Below are 24,168 nucleotides of genomic sequence, written 5' to 3'. Positions count from 1 at the left end.
GTCGAATGCGCCACCTGTTGCCGGCGATCGCCATGCTCCTGTCGGCGGCGCCTTTGTCCGCCGCCGACTTGCGCATCGATCCGACGCGTTCCCGGGCTGAGTTCAGCGTACGCCTGCTCTGGGTGAGCACCGTCTCGGGCAGTTTCGACGGCATCCGCGGCGACCTGGTCATCGACCGGGCGGCGCGGACCGCCGTCGTCAACGCCGATATCGACACCGAAAGCATCCGCATGGACTCGGCCCGCTTGCGACGCTGGGTCCTTGCGCCGGAGTTCTTCGACGCGAAGCACCATCCACGCATCCATTTCGAGTCTGAGCCCACCGCCCTGCAACTGCTGAGCGAGGGCGGCGACGTGCAAGGCAAGCTCACGATGCGCGGCGTGACCCAGCCGGTGACCTTCCGGCTACAGGCGAACCGCTGTCCGCCCGATGCGCTGGCTGGCTGCGTGCTGCAACTCCAGGGGATGATCGACCGCACCGACTTCGAGATGCGCGGCCGGCGCGGCGCCCTGTCGGACCGCGTGAACCTGGGCATGGCCATCGTACTGGCGCCCCCTTAGGCAAGAGGGCCGGCGCGCCGGCTCACGTGGCGTTGTCGACGCTCGCCTATGATCTGCGCCATGCGCCGTCTTCCCACGATCCTGCTCCTCGCCGCCGTCCTCGTCACGAGCGGCTGCTCCCTGTCGCGCGTGCGCATCCAGAAAGCCGACGCGGTGGTGACCCTCACCGTCGACCGCCAGGACACTTGCGACCCGGCCGACGCCAGCCATTGCGCCACGTCCTCGCCGCTGATCGATGCCGCCCTCGAAGCCAACGCCGCTTCCACGCCCGCGCGCCCCGTGCACGTGGCCACGCTTCTCGAAGATGGCGAAAGCGCCATGGCGGCCCGCATCAATCTGATCCGCTCGGCGCGAAAGTCGATCGATGTCCAGACCTACATCTGGGAGCAGGACGACGCAGGCAAGCTGGTCCTCGACGAACTGGTCAAGGCGGCGCGCCGCGGCGTGCACGTGCGCATCCTGGCCGACCAGCTGTTCTCGTTCCGCGACCCGGGCCTGCTCGCGGCACTGGCACGCGCCAGCGACCGCATGGAGATCCGCCTCTACAACCCGACCTTCCATAGCGCCCGGACACCCCCCCTGGAGTTCGCCGCGGGCATCCTGTGCTGCTTCTACAAGTTCAACCAGCGCATGCACAACAAGCTGCTGGTGGTCGACGATCTCATCGGCATCACGGGCGGCCGGAACTACGAGGACCGTTACTTCGACTGGGACGAGACCTTCGATTACATCGACCGCGACGTCATGGTCGGCGGGCCCGCCGCGAAAGCGATGGGCGCCAGCTTCGAGCAGTTCTGGGCGCACAAACGTTCCGCGCAGCTGACCCATCTGCGCGACGTCAACCGCGAGCTCCTGGCCGATACCGACGATCCCCGTCATTGGAATGTGCCGACGTACGAGCGCCCCGACCGCGTGGCCGGGATCGTCGCCGACGCGGGGGATCCGGCATGGATCGAGGAACACCTCCAGCGGCCCACCCTGCGCCTGAATCGCGTGGAATACCTCTCGGACCTGCCGGGCAAGACCGACGAGCCCAAGCGCCGCGAGGTACGTGCGCTCACGCGCCACATCATGGGGCTGCTGCGCAACGCGAAGAACGAGATCGTGCTGCAGACGCCTTACCTGGTGATGAGCAAGCCCGCGCAAAAGCTGTTCAGCGGCCTGCGCCAGCAGGTGGACCCACCGCGCGTCGTGGTCTCCACGAACTCCCTGGCCTCCACGGACGCCTTCGCCGTGTATGCGATGTCCTACAAGCATCGCAAGCGCTACCTCACCGACTACGGCTTCGAAATCTACGAACTGAAGCCGCATCCGGCGGACAGCGACATCGATGAACTGGAAGGCCGCTCGACCGACGTGGCCACGCCGCCGCTGGCGGAAGAAGGCGCCGGCAAGGGCGGGCGCGAGCGCGGCAGGCAACAGGGGGCATCGGCCAGCCGCTCGGGGCCACCGTCGGAAGCGGCCGGCTTCCTCGGCATCGGCAGCCGTTCCGGGCGCGGTGCCCGCAGCCGGCCGGCACCCCTGCTGACCGCGGGCGTGCGCTTCGGCCTGCATGCGAAGTCGATCGTCGTGGACGACACCTTCGCCATGGTCGGCACGCATAACTTCGACCCGCGCTCGGACCACTACAACACCGAGTCCGGCGTGATCGTCTACGACAAGCGCTTCGCCGACCGGCTGCGCGATTCGATCATGCAGGACACCCGGCCGGGCAATGCCTGGGTGATCGCGCCACGGCAGAAGTCGATCCCGGTGCTGTCAGCGGTCAACGAGTTCATCGGGGATGTCTCCGAACGGCTACCGTTCTTCGATCTGTGGCCGTTCCGCTACGCCACCAGCTACGAACTCAAGCCCGGCTGCATCCCCATGCGCTGGAGCGACCCGCGCTTCTTCGAATGCTATGAGCCGGTGGGCGACTTCCCTGAAGTGAACGTCTCGCTGAAGTTGATCTACACGCGGATGATCACGGCCTTCGGTTCATCGGCGGCCGGCATTCTGTAGACCGCCGTCCCCACTCGGATTCAGTACGTCCGGGTCAGCTCGAAGTTGACCGGCAGGTCCGTCGTATAGCGTGACGGCCGGTCGGCGGCCGCGAAGCGCCAGCCGCGCACGGCGTCTTCGGCGGCGCGGTCCAGTTCGATGTCACCGCTGGAACGGCCCACGGTGACGCTGGTGACGTCGCCGTCGGGCGTGACCGTGACGCTCAACACCACCTTGCCCTCGCGCCGTGCACGCAGCGCGGCGATCGGGTAACGCGGCGACGGCATATAAACCGGCACGAGGGGTTCCGCCACGGGAGCCGCCGTTGGCGCCGGGGCCACGCGGGGCGCAGCCGTTCGCGCCATCGCGTTGCGTACGCGGGGTGACGCCTCCGCCACGGGCGGCGACGGCGCGACGCGCGAGACCGTCTTCGACACCAGCGCGGGCGCGGCCGTGGGCAGGGTCACCTCGGCCAGGCGGCGCGTCATGGGTGCGCGTTCGTAAGTCAGCGCCGTGAGCCAGCTGGTGCCGGCGACGCCCATGACGAGGGCCAGGGCGCTGAGTGATGTACTGGTGCGTAGTGCGAGCATGAGTCTTGCGCGAAGCGGATCAGGGACGTTCGAGGATCGCGGTGACGCCCATGCCACCGGCCGTGCAGATGGAAATCAGGCCGCGGCCCGAGCCCTTCTGCTCCAGCATCTTCGCCAGCGTGGCGACGATGCGCGCGCCGGTCGCCGCGAACGGGTGGCCGGCGGCGAGACTGGAGCCGTTGACATTGAGTCTTGCCGGATCGATCGATCCCAGCGGGGCGTCGAGGCCCAGCCGGCTCCGGCAATATTCCTCGCTCTCCCATGCTCGCAGCGTGCAGAGCACCTGGGCGGCGAAGGCTTCGTGGATTTCGTAGAAGTCGAAATCCTGCAAGGTGAGCCCCGCCTGCTTGAGCATGCGCGGCACGGCCACCGTCGGCGCCATGAGCAGCCCCTCGCCGTGGACGAAATCCACCGCCGACACCTGCGCATGCGTGAGGTAGGCCTGGATCGAAAGCCCGCGCGCGGCGGCCCACTCGTCACTGGCCAGCAGCACGGCGGCCGCGCCATCGGACAAGCCCGTGGAGTTGCCTGCGGTGAGCGTGCCCTGCCCGCTGGTCTTGTCGAAAGCCGGCTTCAACGAAGCGAGCTTCTCCAGCGTGGAATCGGCGCGCAGGAAACCGTCGCGCTTCAGGCCGCGGAACGGCACCACCAGGTCGTCCATGAAGCCCGCCTCGTAGGCGGCGCCCAGTTTCTTATGGCTGGCGAGGGCCAGTTCGTCCTGCTCGACGCGGCCGATCTTCCACTCCTTCGCCATGAGCTCGCAGTGATCGCCCATCGACTTGCCCGTGCGCGGCTCGGCCACGCCCGGAAACGACGGCTTGAGTTCCTTCAGGGAGAACCCGCGCGTAGCGACCTGGAGCTTTTCCTTGAGCGTCTTCGCCCGGTTCAGCGCCAGCAACCGCTTGCGAAACTTCTGGCCGTAGACGATGGGCACGTCGCTGGTCGTATCGGAGCCGCCGGCGATGCCCGCGTCGATCTGGCCCGTGGCGATCTTGTTGGCGATCAGGATGGCGTTGTCGAGCGAGGTGCCGCAGGCCCTCGCCGTGGTGATGCCCGGCGTGGTGGGCGCCAATCCGGACGACAGCAGGGCCTCGCGGGCCAGGTTCCAGTCCGAGGAGTGACGGATGACCGCCCCCATCGCGACCTCACCCAGTTCCACGCCGTGCAGGCCGAACTTCTCCACCAGGGACCCGAGCACCTTGACCGACATCCCGAAGTTGCCGACGTCGGCATAGGCGGTGTTGTTGCGGCAGAAGGGAATGCGGACGCCGCCGACCACACCCACACGCTTTTGCGTCTTATCCATGCTTTGAGAAACGATCCAGACCGATGGGGATGCCCGTGGGCAAGCCGAAATGCGAAGACGAAGGGATCGCGGACGCCGACGATCGCCGACGAACGCGTATCGGCAAGGCTAACCCGCATCCCCGCCCGGCGAAAGCCCGACGTGACCGGATGATAGAATTACGTTCCTTTGCCGTTCGGAAAAACCTGCCGTGAGCGAGTCACTGATCGCCTGCCCCGCCGTGCTGGCGCTGGAACTGGCCGCGGGCGACGTACCCGCCCGGCTGGAACTGACCCGGGACGAGGCGCAGACGCTGGCGACCCTGGTGGCCGACGACCTGCGTGCCCTTCTACCCGGCGTCGAAGCCTCGCGCTTCGCCCTGGCCGGGGCCCTGTTCGACGGCGTGGAACTGCTCAGGCCGGGATTCCCCGTATTCGCCACGCTGGAAGAGCTGGCCCGGCGGATTCCCCGCGTGACCACGGCCGGTGGCGTCGTCGCCTTCGGCACCCACGAGGGCCATATGCCGGCCCAGCCGCTGGTGCCCGACACCCGTTACGCCGGCGGCCCGATGCGCCTGGTGCCCTGGATGCTGCTCGCCCCCGAAGACCTGGCCGCGGAACTCACCTCGCGGATGGAAGTGGAACTGGTCGGCCGAGGCGAAGCCGGCGCGGCCACCGCCGACTTTCTCATGCGCACGCTGGGCATGCGCCTGGAGCACGCCCGCTACCTCAGCCGCGACGACCTGCTGGCGCTCACCTGCGTGCAGTACGAACACGTGAACCTCGCGCCCCTGTGGACGATGCTCGAGGCGGCCCTGCTCACCCCTTATAAGGAAGAGACCGCGCTGGGCTCGCGCGGCCTTCCACTGCATTACGCCGAAGGCCGGGTCGGCATTCCGGGACCGGCCGGCTGGTTCGCCCGCGCCGGGGCCCAGCGGGAAAACCCTTCCCACGAGTTCGCTGGCACCCTGTTCGAACTGCGCCAGTACGCCGCGCTGCTAGCCGCGCACCATGTGCCGCTACACCTGGAAGGCCAGCCCGCGCAGACCGCCGGTTACCTCGTCGAGCCCGTGGCCGACGCCGATCCCGGCCTCCCGGCACCCGCCATCTACGCGCACGAGGCGCCGGGCCTGGGCATGGCGGCGCTGACCGTGGCCCAGCCGTCGCCGGGCAAGGCGCGGGTGCTGGCGCACGGTTACCCGCTGGCGCCCGACGCATTGGCGCCGTTGCTGGACGCGCTGGCCGGGCGCTACGACACGGAACACGAAGTGCACGCCCTCGGCCGCGTGCTCCTCGACGCGGATGGCGCCTTGTCGGCACCGGCACCCAGCCTGCATTGACACCCGATTTTCCCGAATCATTCGATATACGCGCGCCGGGGTGACGGATTAGAGTGGGTCGACGTCCTTTCGGCGACCGCATGCCCGCTTCCGCCCTCCCCGCGAACGCTTCACCCTCGGACTGGTCCGCGTATCTGCTGGAACGCGCGCCGGCGATGATCGCCTACGTCGATACGTCCCGGTGCTACCGCTATGCCAGCCCCGCCTACCTCGCCTGGATGAACATCCAGGAAGACGACGTGGTCGGCCGGCGCATCGACGAACTGATCTCGCCCGACCTGCACGCACGCATCGAACCGGACCTGTGCGCGGCCCTCGCCGGGGCGCCGATCGTGGCCGATCGCGCCATCGCCCACGAGGACGGCAGCCGTCACGCGCAGGCCACCTTCTCGCCCGACATCGACTCGCTGGGCAAGGTGCGGGGCGTGGCCATCCTGCTCGCCGACATCTCCAGCCGGCGCGAGCTCGAGGCGCGGCTGAAGGAAAGCGAGCGGCGTTTCTTCCAGGCCTTCCGCTACGCCGCTATCGGCATGGCGCTGGTGCTCCCCGACGGGCGCTGGCTGCAGGTGAACGATGCGCTGTGCGACATGCTGGGGTACGACGAAGACGAGCTGATGACGCGGGCGTTCCAGGAACTCACCCATCCCGACGATCTCGCCGCCGACCTCGCGCTGGTCGGGAAGTTGCTCGCGGGCGAGAGCCTGTCGTACCACATGGAGAAGCGCTACCTGCACCGTGACGGCCACGTCGTCCATGCGCAGCTCAGCGTGTCGCTCGTGCGCGACGAGCACGGCGAACCGCTGTACTTCATTTCGCAGGTGCAGGACATCAGCGAGCGCAAGGCCTTCGAGGAAGCGTTGTTCCGCGAGCGCGAACTCGCCGAGGTGACCCTGAAGTCGATCGGCGACGCCGTGATCACCACCGATCCAAACCTCATCGTCACCTCGCTCAATCCCATCGCCGAGGCGATGACGGGCTGGTCGAGCCATGAGGCCGTGGGCCGGCCGATGGACGACATCTTCCAGTTGCGCGATCCACTCACGCGCCGGCCGATTCCGAACCCGTTGATCATGGCGGTGGACAAGAACAGCATCGTCGGCCTCACCACGGACGCGATCCTGATCCATCGCAACGGCTTCGACAGCCCGATCGAGGATTCCGCCGCGCCGATCCACGACCACGCCGGCAACGTGATCGGCGGCGTGGTGGTCTTCCATGACGTGAGCGAGACCCGCGCGCTCGCCCTGAAGATGGCCCACCTCGCCCACCACGACACCCTCACCGGCCTGCCCAACCGCGCGTTGCTCACCTCGCGTATGGAATTCGCGGTGACCGTGGCGGCACGGCGCCACCAACGCGCCGCGTTGCTCTTCGTCGACGTCGATCACTTCAAGCAGATCAACGACACGATGGGCCACGCGGCGGGCGACGTGTTGTTGCAGGAGATCGCGCGGCGCATTCGCGCCTCCGTGCGCACGGACGACACGGTGAGCCGCCTGGGCGGTGATGAATTCGTGGTGCTGTTGCCTCAGATCGAAGGTCCCTCCGACGCCAGCACCGTCGCCGAGAAGGTGCTGGCCGCCTGCAGCCAGGCCGTCAACGTGGACACCTCGGCGCTGACCATCAGTTTCAGCATCGGTATCAGCGTGTACCCCGACGATGCCGTGGACGCCGAGTCGCTGCTGCGCAATGCGGACACCGCGATGTACGAGGCGAAGATGCAGGGACGCAACGGCTACCGCTTCTTCAACCCTCGCATGAACGAACGCAACAGCGCGCGTGTGCGCATCGAAGTGGAACTGCGCAAGGCGCTGGCGCGTAACGAACTCAGTTTGTACTACCAGCCGAAGGTCGACGTAGGGTTAGGTACCATCGTAGGCGCAGAGGCCCTGCTGCGTTGGCAGGTGGACGGCGAGGACGTGTATACGCCGGAGCAGTTCATCCCGGTGGCGGAAGATTGTGGCCTTATCGTTCCCATCGGCGAGTGGGCCTTGCGCGAGGCATGCCGGCAGGCCGAAACCTGGACACGCCTGTACCGGCCGTTGTCGGTGTCCGTGAACGTCTCGGCCTTGCAGTTCCAGCACACGCGCTTCTTCGAATCACTAGGCGCCATCCTCGCCGAAACGGGATTGCACCCCACCCTGCTCGAACTGGAACTCACCGAGCGCACGGTGATGGAAGGCGGCGACCATATCGCCGACCTGCTACGCAGGATCAAGTCGCTCGGCGTTTCGTTGAGCCTGGACGATTTCGGTACCGGCTATTGCAGCCTTTCGTACCTGAAACACTTCCCGATCGACACGCTGAAGATCGACCGCGCCTTCATCCGCGACGTCGCATGGGACAACGACAGCGCCGCCATCGTCAGCGCGATCGTCACCATGGGCAAGGGCATGAACAAGCATGTGCTGGCCGAGGGTGTGGAGAGCATGGAGCAGGCGAGCTTCCTCGACTCGGTGGGGTGCTCGCAGATGCAGGGCTTCCTGTTCGGCAAGGCGATGACGGTGCGTGATTTCGAGGAGCGTATTTCGGTCGTGGATACGGGTGATCCGCGCGTGCCGGTGGATTGAAAGGCATCGCCGCTGAAGCGGCTCCCACAGGTCTGCCTTTAGACACAGGTCTGCCTTTAGCCACAGGTCTGCCTTTAGCCACAGGTCTGCCTTTAGCTTGAATCGCCGACAGGGTCGGCTCCCACCACGGCCCTGGGTGGCCCACCACAGCCCTGTGTGGGAGCCGCCCTGGGTGGGAGCCGACCCTGTCGGCGATTCAAGCCCCCAGCGCCGCCTCATACATGAAGTAATGACACCGCTTCATCCCCAGCCCGGCATACGTCGCCTGCGCCCGCTCGTTCTCCAGTTCCACATACAACCGAAGCCCCACCGCCCCGGCACCTTCGGCCATCGCCTTCACATGCGCGTACATCCCACGGAAGACCCCCGCGCGCCGCGCCTCGGGCACCACGTAAACACTCTGCACCCACCAGAAATCGCCACAGCGCCAGTCGCTCCACTCATAGGTGACGAGCAGGCATCCCACGGCGAGGCCGTCCAGTTCTGCGATCAGGTAAAAGCCCCGCCGGGGCTCGTCGAACACCGCACGCACGCCGCGACCGATGATCTCCGGATCGAGGCGCTTCTCTTCTGTTTCCCACGCCATGGCGATGTTCCAGCGGGCGATGGCGTCGGCGTCATCCGGAGCGGCACGGCGAATCTCTAGTGTCATGGGGCTATCCGTTCGATGGGCGCCGCTTGCGCGACGCACCGAGTTTGCGTGTGAGGGTATTGCGGCCGACGCCAAGCGCCGCCGCCGCGTGCTGCCGGTGGCCATCGTTGGCGATCAGCGCCACCTGCAGCAAGGTCTTGTCCAGCGCGTCGCGGGCGCGCGCATGCACGTCCACCTCGCCCTGCGCCAGCGCATCCTGTGCCCAGATGCGCAGGGCATCCGTCCACTCCGCGCTGCGCGTTTCGCGTGTCGGTAGCCCACCCAGGTCGCCCGCCTGGATTTCCGGGCCCGGAGCGATCACCGCGAGCCGTCGGCACAGGTTCTCCAGTTCGCGCACGTTGCCCGGGTAATCGCGCTGCTCGATCAGCTTCATCGCGCCGCGCGAGAAGCGCTTCGGCGGCAGCTTCAACTCCGCCGAGGCCTGCGCGAGGAAATGCCGCGCCAGCAGGGGGATGTCGCCGCGCCGCTGGCGCAACGATGGCAAGGCGATGCGCACCACGTCGAGACGATGCTTCAAGTCCGCACGGAAGAGGCCGGCGGCGACGCGCGCCTCCAGGTCCTGGTGCGTGGCCGCGATGATGCGCACGTTGCCGTGCATCAATTCGCGTCCACCAACGCGGTAGAACTCGCCGCCTGCCAGGACGCGCAGCAAGCGCGTCTGCAACGCCAACGGCATGTCGCCGATCTCGTCGAGGAACAAGGTGCCGCCATCGGCCTGCTCGAAGCGACCGGCGTGGCGGCGCGTCGCCCCCGTGAAGGCGCCAGCCTCATGACCGAACAGTTCGCTCTCCAGGAGCTCGGCGGGGATGGCCGCCGTGTTCAAGGCCACGTAGGGCTTGCCGCGCCGTGCGCTTTCCTCGTGCAGCGCGCGCGCCACGAGTTCCTTACCCGTGCCCGTCTCGCCGGTGATCAATACGTTGAGGTCGCTCGCCGCCACGCGGCCGATCAGGCGGAATACCTCGCGCATCGCCGGGCTTTCGCCCATCAAGGCATGCGCATTCCCGCTCGGCGTCGGCACGACCACTTCCTCGTGCGCGATGGCGAGCGTGCGCTCCACCGCCTCGACCGCGCGATCGAGGTCGAAGGGTTTGGCGAGATAATCGGCCGCGCCCGCACGGTACGCCGCAGCCGTCGTCGCCACATCGGTATAGGCGCTCATCACGATCACCGGGCCGATGTTGCGTCGGGTGAGATCTTCAAGCAGGCGCAGGCCGTCTTCGCCCGGCATGCGCACGTCGGTCACGAGCAGGCCCGGCCTGCCCTCGGCCAGCGCCGCGCGCACCGCGTCGCCCGCGCTGAATTCGCGCACGGTGTGCCCAGCATCGCGCAAGGCTTCGGCGAGCACGAAGCGCACGCCGCGGTCGTCGTCGGCAATCCAGATTTCAGTCATGCGGCCGCTCCATCGGAAGGTACAGCGAGAAGACCGTCTCGCCGGGACGGCTGGTGTAGCGCAGGTCGCCACCGTGTTCGAGCGCGATTTCGCGCGACAGGGCGAGGCCGAGACCCGTGCCGTCGGGACGTCCCGACACGAGGGGCTGGAACAGTGAATCGCGCAGATCGTCCGGCACGCCGCGACCGTCGTCGACCACGTCTACACGGAGGGCCGCCCGTACCGTTCGCTCGCCCAGACGCGCGCCATGTTCCACTCGCGTGCGCAGGGTGATCGTCTCCGCCCCGGCTTCCCCGGCGTTGCGGGTGAGGTTGAGGAGGACCTGGAGCAGGCGGTCCGTGTCGCCGAGGCTGTCCGGTAAGCTGGGGTCGTAATCGAGGCGAAGACGCGGTGCGTCTGCTTCGGCACCGACTAGGCCCTCAAGCCGTTCGAGCAGTTCGTGCACGTTCACCGGGGCGATTCGTGCCGCGCCGCGATGGCGTAGGAGGCCATCGGCCAGAGCCGCCAGCCGGTCGGCCTCGCCGATCACCATGCTGGCGAGTTGGCGGAGGTCGTCTTCCATCACGCGGCGTTCGAGCAGTTGGGCCGCGCCGCGCAAACCTGCGAGGGGGTTCTTTACCTCATGGGCGAAGCCGCGCAAGGTTGCCGAGAGAGGAGTGCCGCCTGGGGTCAGATCCGGGGCGAGCGCATGAACTTCGACGAGGATTCTGTTCTCGTCGATCGGCTGCATGGTCAGGTCGGCGGTGACTTCACGCCCCCGCGCCACGCCGAAGGTGACCCCGCGGAGGTTGAAGGCGCGGCGTTCGGAGAGGGTGCGGGTGAGTTGCGAGGCCAGGCTCGGTTCCCGCATCAGGGTGGTCAGTTCCTGGCCGACAGCGGTTCTCGGGCCGACGTCCAGGACCTCGCCGAGGGCGGGGTTGAGCCATTGGACGCGGCTGTCTGGGCCTACGATGGCTAGGCCGGTGGACAGCAGGGTCAGCAGTTCCGCCTGGTTGGGTGCATGCATTGCACCAATGTAGGGAGTTAGGGGGGCGGGGGCAATGGGACTAATTCGGAGGTCGCGTGGACGGATTCCCATAGTCGAGGCAACTGCACAGACTATGGGAATCCAACTTTCTCCATCGAAGGCCGCGCCACACCGCCCGGGGCGAGGAGCAGCGCGCGAGTCCACTAGGGAGCCCACCGTGAGTCTGCTTCGCCAGACGCTCGCCCGGCTTCAATGGGACCAAAGGAGCTTTTCGCTGCGCGCCTCGGGGCACCCTTGTCGCTTATCAATATGTATAGTTTTTGATTAGACGGATGCCGCTAGCCTTTGTGGCCCAAAGCCGACTCGACGGATGTAAACATGGCGCCGATGTTTCCGGAAGACATCGGTAGAGCAGAGAGACACTCCATGGTCTATGTCACAGCAATCGCATGATGATATCTCTGCGTTGGCCGTTTACTTTCAAGTAGCCACGGGGTGGAAGACGGACAGCCAAGCACTCTTTGCCCGTGTCGTGTGAGGCACTTGTCAGCATGCTGGACGTAAGTTCCATGAGAACCTCACCGCACCTTGGACACGTCGAGGACAAAAATGTCGATTTGGCCGGTGAGTTCAGGTGGTAGCGACGACTCGATGCGACGCTTGAGCTCAAAAGCGCTTCCTATTCCGTGATTCTTGCGCCCGGCAACCTTTTCATCAGCCCCAAACCAAATTACCAAATAAATCCCTTGCTGTTCTGCATCGGGATGAATCGCGTAACGTTCATAGAGCTGTATGGATGCGGCCGTATATAGCTCCCTATGCCACTGTCCTTTCACCTCTGCAACAAGCAGCCGCCTTCTGCCGCCAATCAGCTTGGCGATTGTAAAGTCACTTCGTTTTGAGGCTTTAAGTTGATGTTCCGGGGTCACTACTATGTTCTGTGTCTGAAGTCTAAGACTTAGACGCTCAGCAATGATCTCGGTGCATCGTTCTTCGTCGAGCCGACTGCCCTTTTCGTAGAACAAATCTGCGGAGTTGTACTCGCCACCTTTAATGGCTTTCTGAAAATGATCGAGCTCTTCGATAACTAGTTGACGAAGGCCCTCGACCGTCACCACCGCATCACGATCTAGTCGATCAACAATTTGCTCTGGCGTCGGTGGCTCAAAGTTCTTCAAGGCGCGCTTCTTCACATGGCCTGCGCGGATGCTCTTCAAGTCCTTATGCAGGTGCGCGAAGCGGAGATCTGCAAGGAGGCGATCTGCTACAAGAACTGCATCGTCGTGATCGTCATCGACCATCACCCAAATGACTTCGGTCAGGAAGCGGTAGGCATTTTCACCTCTCGGACTTCCAGTACCCCAGTGACTTGGCAGGTCAACCTTGGGCCACTTCTCGACAAAGACATCTAGGATTGCTTCCACTTTCCTCGGCGTCAACCTTGGCCAATACGGGTGGTCATTGCTGCTCATTCGCCCGAACCGCTCGTATAATAGGTGCACTGTGTCCTCGTCGTGCTTGAGCCACCGCCAGCACTCGTCAGGCGGATCATTCAGAAAGTAAAAGGCACGTACTAGCCAGAATGCGAGTTCAGGATCGATACCTTCGACCTCGCCACCTATGGTCGATACGGTTGAGAATTCCGCGCAACGCTCCGCGATGATGGCTTTCAGATCTTCGCGATTTCCATGCTGAGCGGCTACGTCAAACAGCGTATCTAGCGACCCAAGCGCTAGGCCACGAAAGCGCTGAAGCCACTCGATGGACAGTGCGGCGCGAAAACTGCTAAAAGTTTCGTCGCCACGCAATAGCCACACATCAGGATGAGGACATTCTGGCGATGCCAACTGCGGCTCAACGTACTCTCGCAAAAAGCTCTCCCTGCTCGCTTCATCGGGGAAGGCTAGGCGATCGACTTCTCGCTTCAGCGCCATGGCGTCCTCCTTCGGAACGCCGCTGTAGTGTGTTCTGATGTTGGTTCGAAGAGACCTGAGTAGCCGATTGTCAAGGCCTTCAAGATTGCCTTTAGATCGTAATATTTCTAAGCACGCCGCGTAAAGAACTGTCTCTGCCTGATGAAACTGGGAGGCGCAACGAAGCTTTGCGATGCCTGGTAGATCTGGGACGTAAGGAGTGAGGAAGTCAAGGCAGTTTCTAAGTGCATTCCGAACGAGGAATTCATCACCAAACTCTTTCTCGATGCTATTCGGACTCATCAGAGTGATCTCTGAGAAGCGATACAGAAAGCCCCAGTGACGTCCACCTTCGATGATTTCCCTATTCTCTTGGACGTACTTGATGTTGGCCGCGCGGATGTCGTCTTGCTTCGTTCGCCGGCGCCTCATCCTTCGCGCGTGTCTAAAGTTTGGCACTCGATGGCTGCGTTCAAATCTTGCGGCTTCTCTGTTGGATCTAGCCCACTCACGCATGAAGGAGCGCTTTGATGACGCTTGCTCACGCATATGTCGACGCAGGATGTCCTCGCCTCTGTTCTCCTTGCTTCGGTGGTATTGGTGCCTAGCCATGAAGCTTGACCAAAGAGTCGGATTGTCCGTTTGGTAAGCTAAGTCGATAATAAATCGATAGTCACCTGTCTGAAAATTCAGCCCAGAGTGCGAGTGCCAGTCGAATCTATGTATCTTGTTTTCAAAGATATGGTCGCGATCGGTCAGGGTTCCGAATACATGAGAAATGATCTCCTGGCGTAAGCCATGGTCGTTCTGAAGTACTTGAACAGCCTTGCTCTGATCGGGTGATCTCTGCTCGTGAAATCGAAGATCCTTCACCCATTTCCAGATACGTGTTGCCTCGAAAGGGGGTGCGGCCAGTTCGAAGTAGCGGTCCAGAAGTCGACCGACGATCTTACTTATGCCATTTCGACAGCCGCACTCATGAGACTTCTTTTCGCATGTGCACGAGAGGCCCGCTGTAAGTTCGTCTAGGAGCCATTGGACCGACGCAAGATCCAACCCGTCGACAGAATATTTCAGAAAGTAGCGCTCACCTATCGTGCGCTCACGGTGATTGTGATCGATCGGATAGAGACCTGCGGAGGCCCGAAAGCAGTCGGCAAGGTGTCTACGGGTAAATGCCCCATGGCCCAGGGCGGCAATGGTCTCCGCTGCAACATTTAGCGAACTGTGGGTGGCCTCGGCAATCAGTGCAGACACGTCCGCCAAATGGTCGTGGTCAACGATTGCGACTAGACATCTACTTGCCAGCATGCGGGAGGTCTTGCTCTCGCTCGATGCTAAAGCGAGTTGCCGAAGCTCAGTTGTGAGTTGATCGACTATCGGGGAATCCACTAGTAGTTCAAGGATCAGGTCGCGCAAATGTCCGTCGCGTCCAGTAGCGAGAAGAGGTCTGATCTCGTCCACGACGTCTCTGGTGAAGAAGCCCGCTACGCTGAAGCGTCGCCATAAGTCACCTCTTCGAAAGTAGGGGTCTCGAGCTTCAATATCTTTCAGTCGGCCTATAAGTAAACGCTTGGACGACTGCTCCAGCTGAGAGGGATCGCCGTTTGCAAGCACTGCGTAAGGATCAAGTTCGATGGCCGCTTGCTCAATCGACTTATTCCCTAGCGAAGCCATCCAGCCAAGCAGTCCCCGTAGCTCGTCTCGCACGATCGAATTCGGGGCTATTATGGGCATGCACTTGGCCCACGTTAAAGGATCGGCTGGATCTACTATTCGCTTACAAAGATAGTCCGCCGCACAGTATTCAGTGACGATTTTGTGTACCGGACGATGTTGATCAGTGCGCTCCGTGGGCTTGAAAAGACGAGTTGCAAGAATACCGTCGGCCGCCATGCTTCCATTAACGAGCGGCGCCAACAAAGGGTACATTCTGTCTTCAGCGGCTTCGCTCGTGCAGACACCTTCAACGCCGGATAGCAGTATCTTGGCGAAGACCTCTGAGGATAAATTGACACGTTGAGCGGCAGAAAGGGTGGAATTTGCTCTGGCTACGGCAACATTAACTTCCCTCGCTAGACGCTCAACTGCTTGCGCGAAGATGGACCGCTTGTTTGTGAAGTGTCTGCCGCTTTGGATATACGCGTCAGCAAACAGTTTTAGGAACTGGGGGTTCGGGAGTAGCGCCTCTAAGTCGAATCGGGCTACTTCGGCCTGAAAATCTATGAAATCTTCTCCTCGTGCGTGATCTTCGAAGATCGCACGCTGCTCTGACTCTTCAAATGCACATAGCCTTACCACCAGGGGCACATGTCCGAGAAAGTCTCGGAACGCGGCTGTAGAAGCGTTGCCCCACTCACTGGAGCGGCTCGACAGGTAGACGTAGGTCGGATTAGTCGACTCAGCTCTGGCCAGAAGCTGAAAGATGCCCGACGCGTCAACTTTCGCCAGCTCGTCAAACGCATCAAGTACTAGCGGAAGACCCTCCGACCGCGCTTCGCTATATCGGAACTTACTTGCTGTTAAAACTCTTGTTCCCAACTGTTGAGCGAGACTGTGTAGGAGTTCGGTTTTCCCACCGCCGGGTTCTGCTAAGACTACGACGTAGCGCGAAGAGGATATGAGCTCTTCTTCGGTATACGTCTTGCTATCTGAGGATAACGTACGCTTGAGGTATAAAGTCGAGCTCATAAGAGAAACTGTCCGTCGTACTTTATTTTTGTGATGGGGAAGATGCGCCTTTTGCCGCTGCCCCCCCGTCCTGGGGCGTTGTTGCGGAAACAAGTAGAAAAAGCGAGCAAAGGATCGCCACGGAGCCGATGCGCAACCCGACGGCAAGCACGGTGTACTTTGATGAGGCTACTTTTGCTAGCTCGTAGCAGTGCCGGAGTTTCTCTGACGTCAGATCCGCCTCAGACCGCTTTACGACATCGGAAACATATTCCTCAGCATTCGTGTAAGTTGCGACTGACTTGAAGAAGATTAGACCGCGAGGAGATCCACCGAGTCTCGGTATGACGACGTATAGGAAGCAGGCGGCTGATACGGCTAGGCCGATCATGGAAGCACACGTAATGAGGTCCATCGCCGACCAAGTTGAGGATGGCCTGAGCCAGTGCTGTGCCCAGTTCTGCGTGTGCTCAAATGCCAGAAGTGCTGAACACACAGAGAAGTAGAAGATGGCTTTCTGGTCCGCGTTGCGAATGTATTCGCGGATGTACTCGTGGGATTCTCCCGCGAATTTCGTCGCTGCAGCGGGCACATTTTCGTCGGATAGATGGGCCCTCATCGTCGCCTCTGGTGCGGAAGGTGCTCGGCCTGACTGAGAGAGCAGTGTGACCGTATCAATATCCGGAGGGGACGGAATGTTCGTATTGTCGCCGCTAGATTGATCTTCGGTGGTGGCCATCATCTCACTCCGTTAGGCGCGACCAGCGCCCGGTATATTTGTAGAGCAGGTACGGTTCACTGGATACTCTGTAAGTCCACCCGGTCGGCTCTGGATGGACCTGCGTGAAATGAGTTCGCCAATTTATCGGAAGGTTCTTTCGTACGGATTCCCCAATCACGATTTCTTGAGCATCAGCGTGGCTGAGCATTTTTGCGGCGAAGTTTGCTGTGGTCCCGATCGCTACGTATGAGTTGAAGCCCCGGGCCACACCGAGGTTAGCAATGGTCACCGTGCCGTAATCAACTGATATTCGGAACGCAAAGGGAGTAAAGCCGCTCGCAACGAGGATGGGATCTATAAGATGCTCCCTTGCGGCCATCATGGTCAGGGCGCACGCCACCGCGCGCTTGGACCCTGACTCCGGCGGGGTTCCGGCATTATCTTCGAAGTAGGCCATCAGGCCATCGCCCGTATTTTTCTCCACCGTTCCCGCGTAATCTTCCGCGACGCGTATCATTTCCGAGAAGAACAGATTTAGTGCAGCCAGCATTTCCCTTTGCTCCGCATCGGTTTCGGCCGGTCGTGAAGTGAAGGCACAGATATCGATGAACATCACCGCCATGTTCAACCTGCGACCTGATCCGAGCGCTAGATCAGCGCCATCCGGAACAACGCGGCCGTTCGCTAATGCATCGTCTCGCTCCCTGATTCGATCTCGTAGACGGAGCACGCGTTGCATTTGCCTGTCCCAATAGGACTTCTTGAGGCTCTCATAATCCACGATGTTATCCCTCTCAGGCTTGACGATCGTTAGGCGCATCTAGGAGTCAGTTGACGACATATACCTTGTAGCCCGGAATGCCTATGCTCGTTCCGTGGAAGGGTGTTTCGGTCGCTCGTTCGAGCCACTGGACGTGGATCAACTCGTAAAGTTCACGGCCAATGCGAAACTGGTTGGGATCACATGATTGCTCGATTTTTACAGCTCGGTTGAGCGCGTCGCTGGCAACTTCGACGCTCTGGTAGTTTGTAGCTAGTATAGCTATTGTCCGTATTGTTGCTTCCCCATAGTCAGCCCCAACCCTGATCGATATGGGATTGATGCCTATTGATCGGAGGGACGGATTTATCGTGTCGTTGACAAGTACCAAGAGGGAGAGTCCAAGGTCGATCGTTGCGTCGCACTGGCTGGTAAATGATGGGTGGTCTATATAAGCAATGAACCCGTCGCCAGTGAGCTTGAGTAGGTGACCGTTGAAATGGCCGACCAGCGTCCCTAGTTCTCGGATGAGAAGGGTGTAAGCCTTCTCGAAGTTCTCGGCGTTTTCTCGTCGGTATGCGGACGATCCGCATATGTCTACCGAGAGGAAGGTGAGATCTCGCAGATCTCCTCCGTCCAGTTCTCGGTGCTGTGATGCTTTCTCAAGGGGAGGGGAATGGTCCTCGCCGCGAAGCTCGTTGGTGACGTGTTCTCGCCTGCCTCTAGCGTAGTCCCGCGAAGACTTGATCGACGGCGAGAGGCTAAAAATTGGCAGGCCCGCCATTTCCCTGCGCATTTCTTCCCAGGGCACGAGTACCTTCAGGTACTTGTCCAGATAGTATCGCTCACCTGCTTTAGTAACTTCCGTATACCGTCTCGGGTCAGGCTGGATCGAAATTTTGACGGTCCTCTCTTTCTCGTTTGCGTCAGATCGCTCAATAACGAAATCGAATCGTCCTTTCTTTTGCATCCTTTCCCCCTGAGTTACTTTGGTATAGCTATCCCAGCGTGCCGACCGAACGGACTGTACTCTCTTGCTTGAGCCTGTCCAGATAGTCGGCCCAGGAGGACATCATTAGGCGGCGTTCCGAGATGTGCGACGTGCGGTTGTAGGCTCTTCCGTTTGGATCCTTCACTGTATGGGCAAGTTGATGCTCAATGAAATCTGGACGGAAATTAAGGACCTCGTCTAGAACAGTGCGTTGCCATCGCACGGAACCCGTGCCCGCTCATCTCCTCGGTGGAAAATCCCATTCTCCGTAATGCAGAAAGTACAGCGTTATTACTCATTGGGCGTTTTGTGCTGCGTGCACTCGGAAACAGATAGCGGCCTGCTCCAGTCAGCGGTTGGAGGTCCCGCAAGATTTCTATAGCCTGTCGCGAAAGGGGCACCAGATGCGGCAATCGCATCTTCATTTTCTCGGCTGGGATGTTCCACTCTGCCTTGTCGAGGTCAAACTCGGACCACTCCGCGTGCCTGAGTTCTCCAGGGCGAACAAATACAAGTGGAGCTAGTCTCAGGGCGCAATTAGTGACGAAGGTGCCTTTGTAGGCGTCTATGGCACGCAGCAAGCCTCCGATTGCAGCTGGCTCAGTGATCGCAGCTAAGTTTTTAGGCTTGACCGGAGGCAGGGCACCGAGTAGGTCAGCCACGGGGTTGCGCTGTGCACGTCCCGTTGCGATCGCATAGCGAAGGACCTGCCCGCAGTTCTGAAGTATGCGATGTGCAGATTCGACAGCGCCACGATCGACAACACGATTTACAGTTATCAAGAAGTCTTTGGCCGTTATCTCGGCGATCGGCCGGCTGCCTAGCCAAGGGAAGATGTCATTTTCGAGCCTTAGCATGATTCGGCTCGCGTGCTGTTCTACCCACGCTAAGCTTTGCTTCGCATGCCATTCGCGCGCCACGATTTCGAAACTATTTTTTGAGCGCTCTTCACCGTCGGCTTTAACGAGCTTTCTTTGCGCGGTTGGGTCAATCCCAGCAGCTAGCAGCTTGCGTGCAGTGTCGCGTTTTTCGCGAGCGTCAGCGAGACCGGTGTTGGGATAGGTGCCTAGAGAAAGGCGCTTTTCCTTTCCTCCGAAGCGGTACTTGAGCCGCCACCACTTTCCTCCGGCTGGCGAGATCTCCAGGTAGAGGCCGCCGCCGTCGAACAAGCGCTGAGTCTTACCAGTGGATTTGGCTTTGCTTATCGCTACGTTCGTAAGGGGCATGGGGGCAACTTTCGGCAATCATACGTTTGTTGCCCCCGATGTTGCCCCCACTTGTCCCCGGATTTCAAGGAATCTCGCGGCACAGCGTGGGACAAAAAAAAAAGCCGGAACCCCTGCTAGTGCTTAGGTTCCGGCCTTCTTGGTACGTCAGAAGACGTCTTGTTGGTGGAGGTGGCGGGAATCGAACCCGCGTCCTTGAACAGTCCACACCGCAGGGAGGTTCCCCATAGTGCCCGTCCAAACATAGCTCTGCAAAGCCGCCCACAACAGAAGACGGGTGTGAGCGATGTCGCAGATCTAACGACCGACCAACTTTGGTGCCTATCATCGGTCCGCCAAACATGGCTGCGACGAGTCGCGAATGTAAGTAGTTGATTGGTTCAGACTCTAGCTCGCGTCCACCATAGTTGAGCGCACGTGTTCTGACTATGCTCTTTTGACCACCCCTTTCCTCCGGCGCTTTGCGCCTACGCGACGTCGACCCCCGGGCGGGGGGGGCTCCCTCCCCCAGCCTCTTCGTGGCCGGTTCCCCCTCCCCTGCCTCCCGCCGCAGCTGGCTAGGTCGAAGGCCGCTGCGGCCTCCGTGGCAGTCGCTTCGCTCCATCCCGCGCCAACGGCCTTCGCTGCGGCTGCGCCGCCCTCCTTGACCTCGCTGCACCACTCGGCCTCTCGGCTTCCCGTTGGAAGCATCCGCGGCTTGCCAGCCGCTTCGCTTCCGACTGGGCCTGTACCGACTATGGGAATTTGTCTGTACCGACTATGGGAATCCGTCCATCTGGCTATCTATTGAAAGCGCACCAACTTCATCGGCGGCCCACCTTCGATAATAGTCAGACTAGAGAAATCAGAAGCGAACTCAGCCGTGACACCCATGGACTCGGATCGAAAGCGCATGGGAGAAAGCGCGAGCAGACGTTCGGGAACAGGCGCACCGGCGTTCGCATACAAGCAACTGTCTTTTTTGCTTTGGCTCCTCAAGGTGCGTCGGATCGCCAGCCGACCTGATCACGGACCATGGCGTTGATGGCGGTGATGAAGCTGCGCATGCAGGCGACGAGGGCGACCTTGGCCAGCTTTCCGCGCGCCCGTAGGGCGCGATACCGTGCGCCGAGGGCGCTGCCCTTGACGCGGATGGCGGACCAGGTAGCCATGTAGAGCGCACGTCGGACGACCCATCGGCCGGCGCGGACGCGTCGAGGCCCGTCGCGCCGGCCGCTTTGGTCGACGTACGGCGCAACACCGACCAGCGCCGCGATCTGTTGTCGCGACAGTCGCCCCAGCTCGGGCAGGTAGGCCAGCAGCGTGGCTTCCGTCACCGGTCCGACGCCGGGGACCTCGCGCAACCGTGACGCGGGCGCCGCCGCCGTCGTGGCCGTGGCGATGCGCTTGTCCAGGTCGGCGATCTGGACCTTGGCCGCCTCGATCATGGCCTGCAGGGCATGCCGTGCCGCGGCCAGCCGGGTCTGCGCCAGGCGGCGGCGGTTGTCATCGCGCTGTCCGACCAGTTGCAGACGGCAACGCAGCAACTCGGCCAGTTCCGCGCGTTCGGGCGAGGGCGCTTGATACGGTTGGGGCGTCACATGGGCGGCCATGCGGGCCAGCACCTGCGCGTCCAGGGCATCGCTCTTGGCGAAGTGGCCCAAGGCCCGTGCGTAGGCCGTGGCCCGGTGCGAGGCCAGGCGCGTGACGCAATAACCGGCCTGGGCCAAGGCGTCGAGAATGCCTCGTTCGTAACCGCCCGTGGCCTCGATGGCGATGTGCTGGACCGCCTGTGGCGCCAGCGCCTCGAGCAACGCACGGTGCCCTTGGGGCGAGTTGGTGAAGCGCCCGCCGGGGCCGCGGGGATGGCAGGCCACGTCCAGCGTGGCTTTGCCCACGTCGATACCTACAAAGATGCTCATGGCTTCACTCCGGAGTACGATCGGCAGTGAGAGCACCTCCACCATGCCCCGGCTTGTGAATTCGAGGTACGACTCGAGCAACTGTTCGGGCTTCAGTGGAGGGAGTGCGGCAGCCCTAGCTCCCACACGTGCTCGCAGCACTGCCGTCCATCGGCTTGCCGCACTCCGCTCTCACCTCCCAGCCTAGCCCTTCGGAAAGACACAAGCCGACCTTGTCGGCGATCCCGCGGCAGCGGGCCAGGTTGAGGCATGCACCCATCGCCGACAGGGTCGGCTCCCACCACCTAGCTTCTAGGACACGGGATTAGGCAGGTAATCGCCCGGCTCGAACTCCCTGCGCATTCGCGGGATGGCGAAATCCACGAAGGCACGAAGTTTCGGCAGTAACTGATGTCGGCTTGGGTAGTAAAGGGAAAACCCAGGAACCTCTTCACAATAGGGTTCGAGCACGGTCTGCAGATTCCCGCTTTCAAGGTGCGACATCACGAGCGATTGCGGCACCTGGAAGAGCCCGACACCTCTCAATGCCGAGCGAATGCAGGCTTCGATGTCGTTGCTCACGAGTGGCCCCTCGACGCCCACCGTGATGCGTTCACCGTCGACAACGAATTGCCAGTGATCGAGGGCTCGCACGGACTGGCGGAGCAATACGCAACGGAAGCCTTGCAGATCGTACGGAGATGCCGGCCAGCCATGCTTCCGAAATAACGCCGGGGCGCCGACGACGACGAAGCGTTCCGGTGGCGTCAGCCAGACCGCGACCATATCGACCTGGACGAAGTTTCCGAGACGTATCCCCGCATCGAAACCTTCTTCGACGATGTCTATCGGACGATCCTCGCCCACCAGTTCGAGTTCGACATTGGGGTGGGCGTCGAGAAAGTCGGGCAGCAAGCGATTCACCAGCAACGGCAAGATCGGCCTGGGCATATTGATGCGCAGTCGGCCGGTAATTTCGCCACCCAATCCACTCGCGGCATCCAATCCTGCCGTGAGCATGTCGACCGCCGGGCGCGCGTGGGCAAGCAGGCGTTCGCCCGCTTCGGTCAGCCCGACGCTTCGTGTCGTACGAGAGAAGAGTGGCGCGCCAACCCGCTCTTCCAGACTCCGTATCGCCTGACTGACCGCGGACGGCGTGACCCCAAGCTGCCGTGCCGCGGCACGAAAGCCCCGGCATTCCGCCACGGTCAAAAACATGACCAGTCCGTCCAGGTGGGTTCGAGCCATTGTTAAGTTCATCTACACAGCCCGTTCCGAATGTGCCTCGTATCCGAATGATAGCGCGCGAGGTACCGTGAATGATCGAACTGACTGCTGGAGTACGCACATGTTTTTGGTGATGGGAATTACGGGAAAAGTCGGTGGCGCCGCGGCGACTCATTTACTGGCGCAAGGCAAGAAAGTACGCGCCCTGGTCCGAGACCGCACAAAGGCGGCAAGCTGGGCTGACCATGGCGTCGAACTGGTTGACGGCGACTGGAACGATGCGGTCTCGATCGAGCGGGCGCTTGAGGGTGTCGATGGCGCATTTGTCATGTTGCCCCCCATCTGGACACCCTCGCCGGACTTCAAGGAAGCAAAAGCCGTCATCGCGAACTACGTCGAGGCGCTCACCAAGGTGCCGGTGCCGCGAGTCGTCGCGCTTTCGTCGATGGGCGCGAACAGAGCCAGCGGGATGGGGCTGATCACGGCTCTATCGCTTCTGGAGCAAGGTTTTCGTGACCTGAAACTGCCGACCGCCTATGTCCGGGCCGGTGAGTTCCTCGAAAACTTCCTTTACGGCTTGCACGTCGCTCAGGGCGGCACGCTGCCCGTCTTCCATAATCCGACAAACAGGAAGTCGGCCATGGTCGCCACCAACGACATCGGCAACGAGATCGCGACGCTTCTGAGCGGACCCGCCTGGCCGGGGCATCGGATCATCGAACTCGGCTCGATGGTGAGCGCGGACGAGGTCGCGGCGCAATTGGGCGACGTGATGAAACTCGACATCAAGGCCCTTTCTGTCCCGCGGACCGCCTGGCCAGATACGTTCGAGCAATTTGGCGTTCCGAAGGGCCAGTCTGGCCTGGCCGAAACCATGTATGACTTCGTCAACGCCGGGGGAACGGATCTCGGGGGCGAGGGTACGGAGCACGTTGCGGGCGCGACGTCTGCCCGCGATGTTTTTTCGGCGGCCCGGAAAGCTGCTTCAGCGTAGGGTCGAGGTAGGCCCTCAATGTAACCGTAAGGTCAGACACATGTCGAAAATCTCCTGGCGCCGAGTCTTACCCTTCGTTCTCGCCGCATTCTTCGTCGTTGGCTCAGTGAGCAATCTCCTGGCTCCTGCGCCCATCTACGAGGAATACCTGAAATGGGGCTACCCGCGCTGGTTCCATTTCGTGACTGGGTCGCTGGAACTCGGTGCTGCCATCCTGCTCGTCCGGGTGCCGAGTCGCCTCTTGGGTTCGGCTCTCGGCTGCGCCATCATGCTTGGCGCCCTCGCGACCGTCATTGTCCACGGCGAATATGGGCACGCCGTGCCACCACTCGTCGTGGCGACATTGTCACTTGTGGTTGGCTGGACAAGCTGGCGCATGCGGACGGCGAATCCGATCACCGATCAAGATCCTTGATCCACCTCGGATCAATCAGTAGAACGAAGAACATCCCT

The 24,168-nt window shown here is 61.9% G+C and carries 17 protein-coding genes and 1 pseudogene; 6 read left to right on the top strand and 12 right to left on the bottom strand.

Annotated features, from left to right (window positions below):
• The first annotated feature begins 5 nt into the window (after positions 1–5).
• Positions 6–560 carry a YceI family protein gene (locus QFZ41_RS10830; RefSeq protein ID WP_429198784.1) on the top strand — a complete coding sequence of 185 codons (555 nt, stop codon included), beginning with the start codon at positions 6–8 and terminating at the stop codon, positions 558–560.
• A gap of 60 nt (positions 561–620) precedes the next feature.
• Positions 621–2,561 carry a phospholipase D-like domain-containing protein gene (locus tag QFZ41_RS10825; protein WP_429198783.1) on the top strand — a complete coding sequence of 647 codons (1,941 nt, stop codon included), beginning with the start codon at positions 621–623 and terminating at the stop codon, positions 2,559–2,561.
• A gap of 20 nt (positions 2,562–2,581) precedes the next feature.
• Here the strand turns inward: QFZ41_RS10825 and QFZ41_RS10820 are convergent, their stop codons facing one another.
• Together QFZ41_RS10820 and QFZ41_RS10815 are read right to left on the bottom strand one after the other, a co-directional pair.
• Positions 2,582–3,130 carry an energy transducer TonB gene (locus tag QFZ41_RS10820; protein WP_429198782.1) on the bottom strand — a complete coding sequence of 183 codons (549 nt, stop codon included), beginning with the start codon at positions 3,128–3,130 and terminating at the stop codon, positions 2,582–2,584.
• 19 nt (positions 3,131–3,149) lie between these two features.
• Complete coding sequence (locus tag QFZ41_RS10815; RefSeq protein WP_429198781.1) at positions 3,150–4,436, bottom strand: acetyl-CoA C-acetyltransferase; 1,287 nt, start codon at positions 4,434–4,436, stop codon at positions 3,150–3,152.
• A gap of 190 nt (positions 4,437–4,626) precedes the next feature.
• Here QFZ41_RS10815 and QFZ41_RS10810 point away from each other — a divergent pair, with 190 nt between their 5' ends.
• Together QFZ41_RS10810 and QFZ41_RS10805 are read left to right on the top strand one after the other, a co-directional pair.
• Complete coding sequence (locus QFZ41_RS10810; protein WP_429198780.1) at positions 4,627–5,754, top strand: hypothetical protein; 1,128 nt, start codon at positions 4,627–4,629, stop codon at positions 5,752–5,754.
• Positions 5,755–5,807: 53 nt separating this feature from the next.
• Complete coding sequence (locus QFZ41_RS10805; RefSeq protein WP_429198779.1) at positions 5,808–8,324, top strand: sensor domain-containing protein; 2,517 nt, start codon at positions 5,808–5,810, stop codon at positions 8,322–8,324.
• 196 nt (positions 8,325–8,520) lie between these two features.
• Here QFZ41_RS10805 and QFZ41_RS10800 read toward each other — a convergent pair whose 3' ends face one another.
• The 10 genes and pseudogenes from QFZ41_RS10800 to QFZ41_RS10755 form a co-directional block, all read right to left on the bottom strand.
• Positions 8,521–8,976, bottom strand: coding sequence for an N-acetyltransferase family protein (locus tag QFZ41_RS10800; protein ID WP_429198778.1), 456 nt, complete (start codon positions 8,974–8,976; stop codon positions 8,521–8,523).
• 4 nt (positions 8,977–8,980) lie between these two features.
• Entirely contained in the window at positions 8,981–10,366 is a 1,386-nt protein-coding gene (ntrC, locus tag QFZ41_RS10795) for a nitrogen regulation protein NR(I) (protein ID WP_429198777.1), read from the bottom strand.
• On the bottom strand, positions 10,359–11,372 hold the full coding sequence (locus QFZ41_RS10790; RefSeq protein WP_429198776.1) for a two-component system sensor histidine kinase NtrB: 1,014 nt from the start codon (positions 11,370–11,372) through the stop codon (positions 10,359–10,361). Before QFZ41_RS10790 ends, ntrC begins: the two co-directional genes overlap by 8 nt.
• Before the next feature lie 539 nt (positions 11,373–11,911).
• The gene (locus QFZ41_RS10785) at positions 11,912–15,937 is read right to left on the bottom strand and encodes a hypothetical protein (protein ID WP_429198775.1); all 4,026 of its coding nucleotides are present in this window, start codon (positions 15,935–15,937) and stop codon (positions 11,912–11,914) included.
• Positions 15,938–15,959: 22 nt separating this feature from the next.
• Complete coding sequence (locus QFZ41_RS10780) at positions 15,960–16,658, bottom strand: Pycsar system effector family protein (RefSeq protein ID WP_429198774.1); 699 nt, start codon at positions 16,656–16,658, stop codon at positions 15,960–15,962.
• A gap of 1 nt (position 16,659) precedes the next feature.
• Positions 16,660–17,457 (bottom strand): adenylate/guanylate cyclase domain-containing protein, encoded by a 798-nt coding sequence (locus tag QFZ41_RS10775; protein ID WP_429198773.1) that lies wholly within the window; start codon positions 17,455–17,457, stop codon positions 16,660–16,662.
• Between the two features lie 7 nt (positions 17,458–17,464).
• On the bottom strand, positions 17,465–18,367 hold the full coding sequence (locus tag QFZ41_RS10770; RefSeq protein WP_429198772.1) for an adenylate/guanylate cyclase domain-containing protein: 903 nt from the start codon (positions 18,365–18,367) through the stop codon (positions 17,465–17,467).
• 28 nt (positions 18,368–18,395) lie between these two features.
• Positions 18,396–19,614, bottom strand: a pseudogene (locus QFZ41_RS10765) (tyrosine-type recombinase/integrase).
• 974 nt (positions 19,615–20,588) lie between these two features.
• Positions 20,589–21,515 carry an IS110 family transposase gene (locus tag QFZ41_RS10760; protein ID WP_429198771.1) on the bottom strand — a complete coding sequence of 309 codons (927 nt, stop codon included), beginning with the start codon at positions 21,513–21,515 and terminating at the stop codon, positions 20,589–20,591.
• A gap of 291 nt (positions 21,516–21,806) precedes the next feature.
• The gene (locus tag QFZ41_RS10755; protein WP_429198770.1) at positions 21,807–22,712 is read right to left on the bottom strand and encodes a LysR family transcriptional regulator; all 906 of its coding nucleotides are present in this window, start codon (positions 22,710–22,712) and stop codon (positions 21,807–21,809) included.
• Between the two features lie 130 nt (positions 22,713–22,842).
• On the opposite strand from QFZ41_RS10755, the gene QFZ41_RS10750 reads away from it, so the two are divergent.
• Together QFZ41_RS10750 and QFZ41_RS10745 are read left to right on the top strand one after the other, a co-directional pair.
• Complete coding sequence (locus tag QFZ41_RS10750) at positions 22,843–23,715, top strand: NmrA family NAD(P)-binding protein (RefSeq protein ID WP_429198769.1); 873 nt, start codon at positions 22,843–22,845, stop codon at positions 23,713–23,715.
• A gap of 40 nt (positions 23,716–23,755) precedes the next feature.
• Positions 23,756–24,130, top strand: a complete 375-nt coding sequence (locus QFZ41_RS10745) for a DoxX family protein (RefSeq protein ID WP_429198768.1) — start codon at positions 23,756–23,758, stop codon at positions 24,128–24,130.
• Positions 24,131–24,168 lie beyond the last annotated feature (38 nt).

This window comes from Luteibacter sp. W1I16 (genome assembly GCF_050434905.1).
Classification (GTDB): domain Bacteria; phylum Pseudomonadota; class Gammaproteobacteria; order Xanthomonadales; family Rhodanobacteraceae; genus Luteibacter.
The sequence above is the reverse complement of the archived record's forward strand: the minus strand, read 5'-3'. Positions and strand labels throughout refer to the sequence as shown.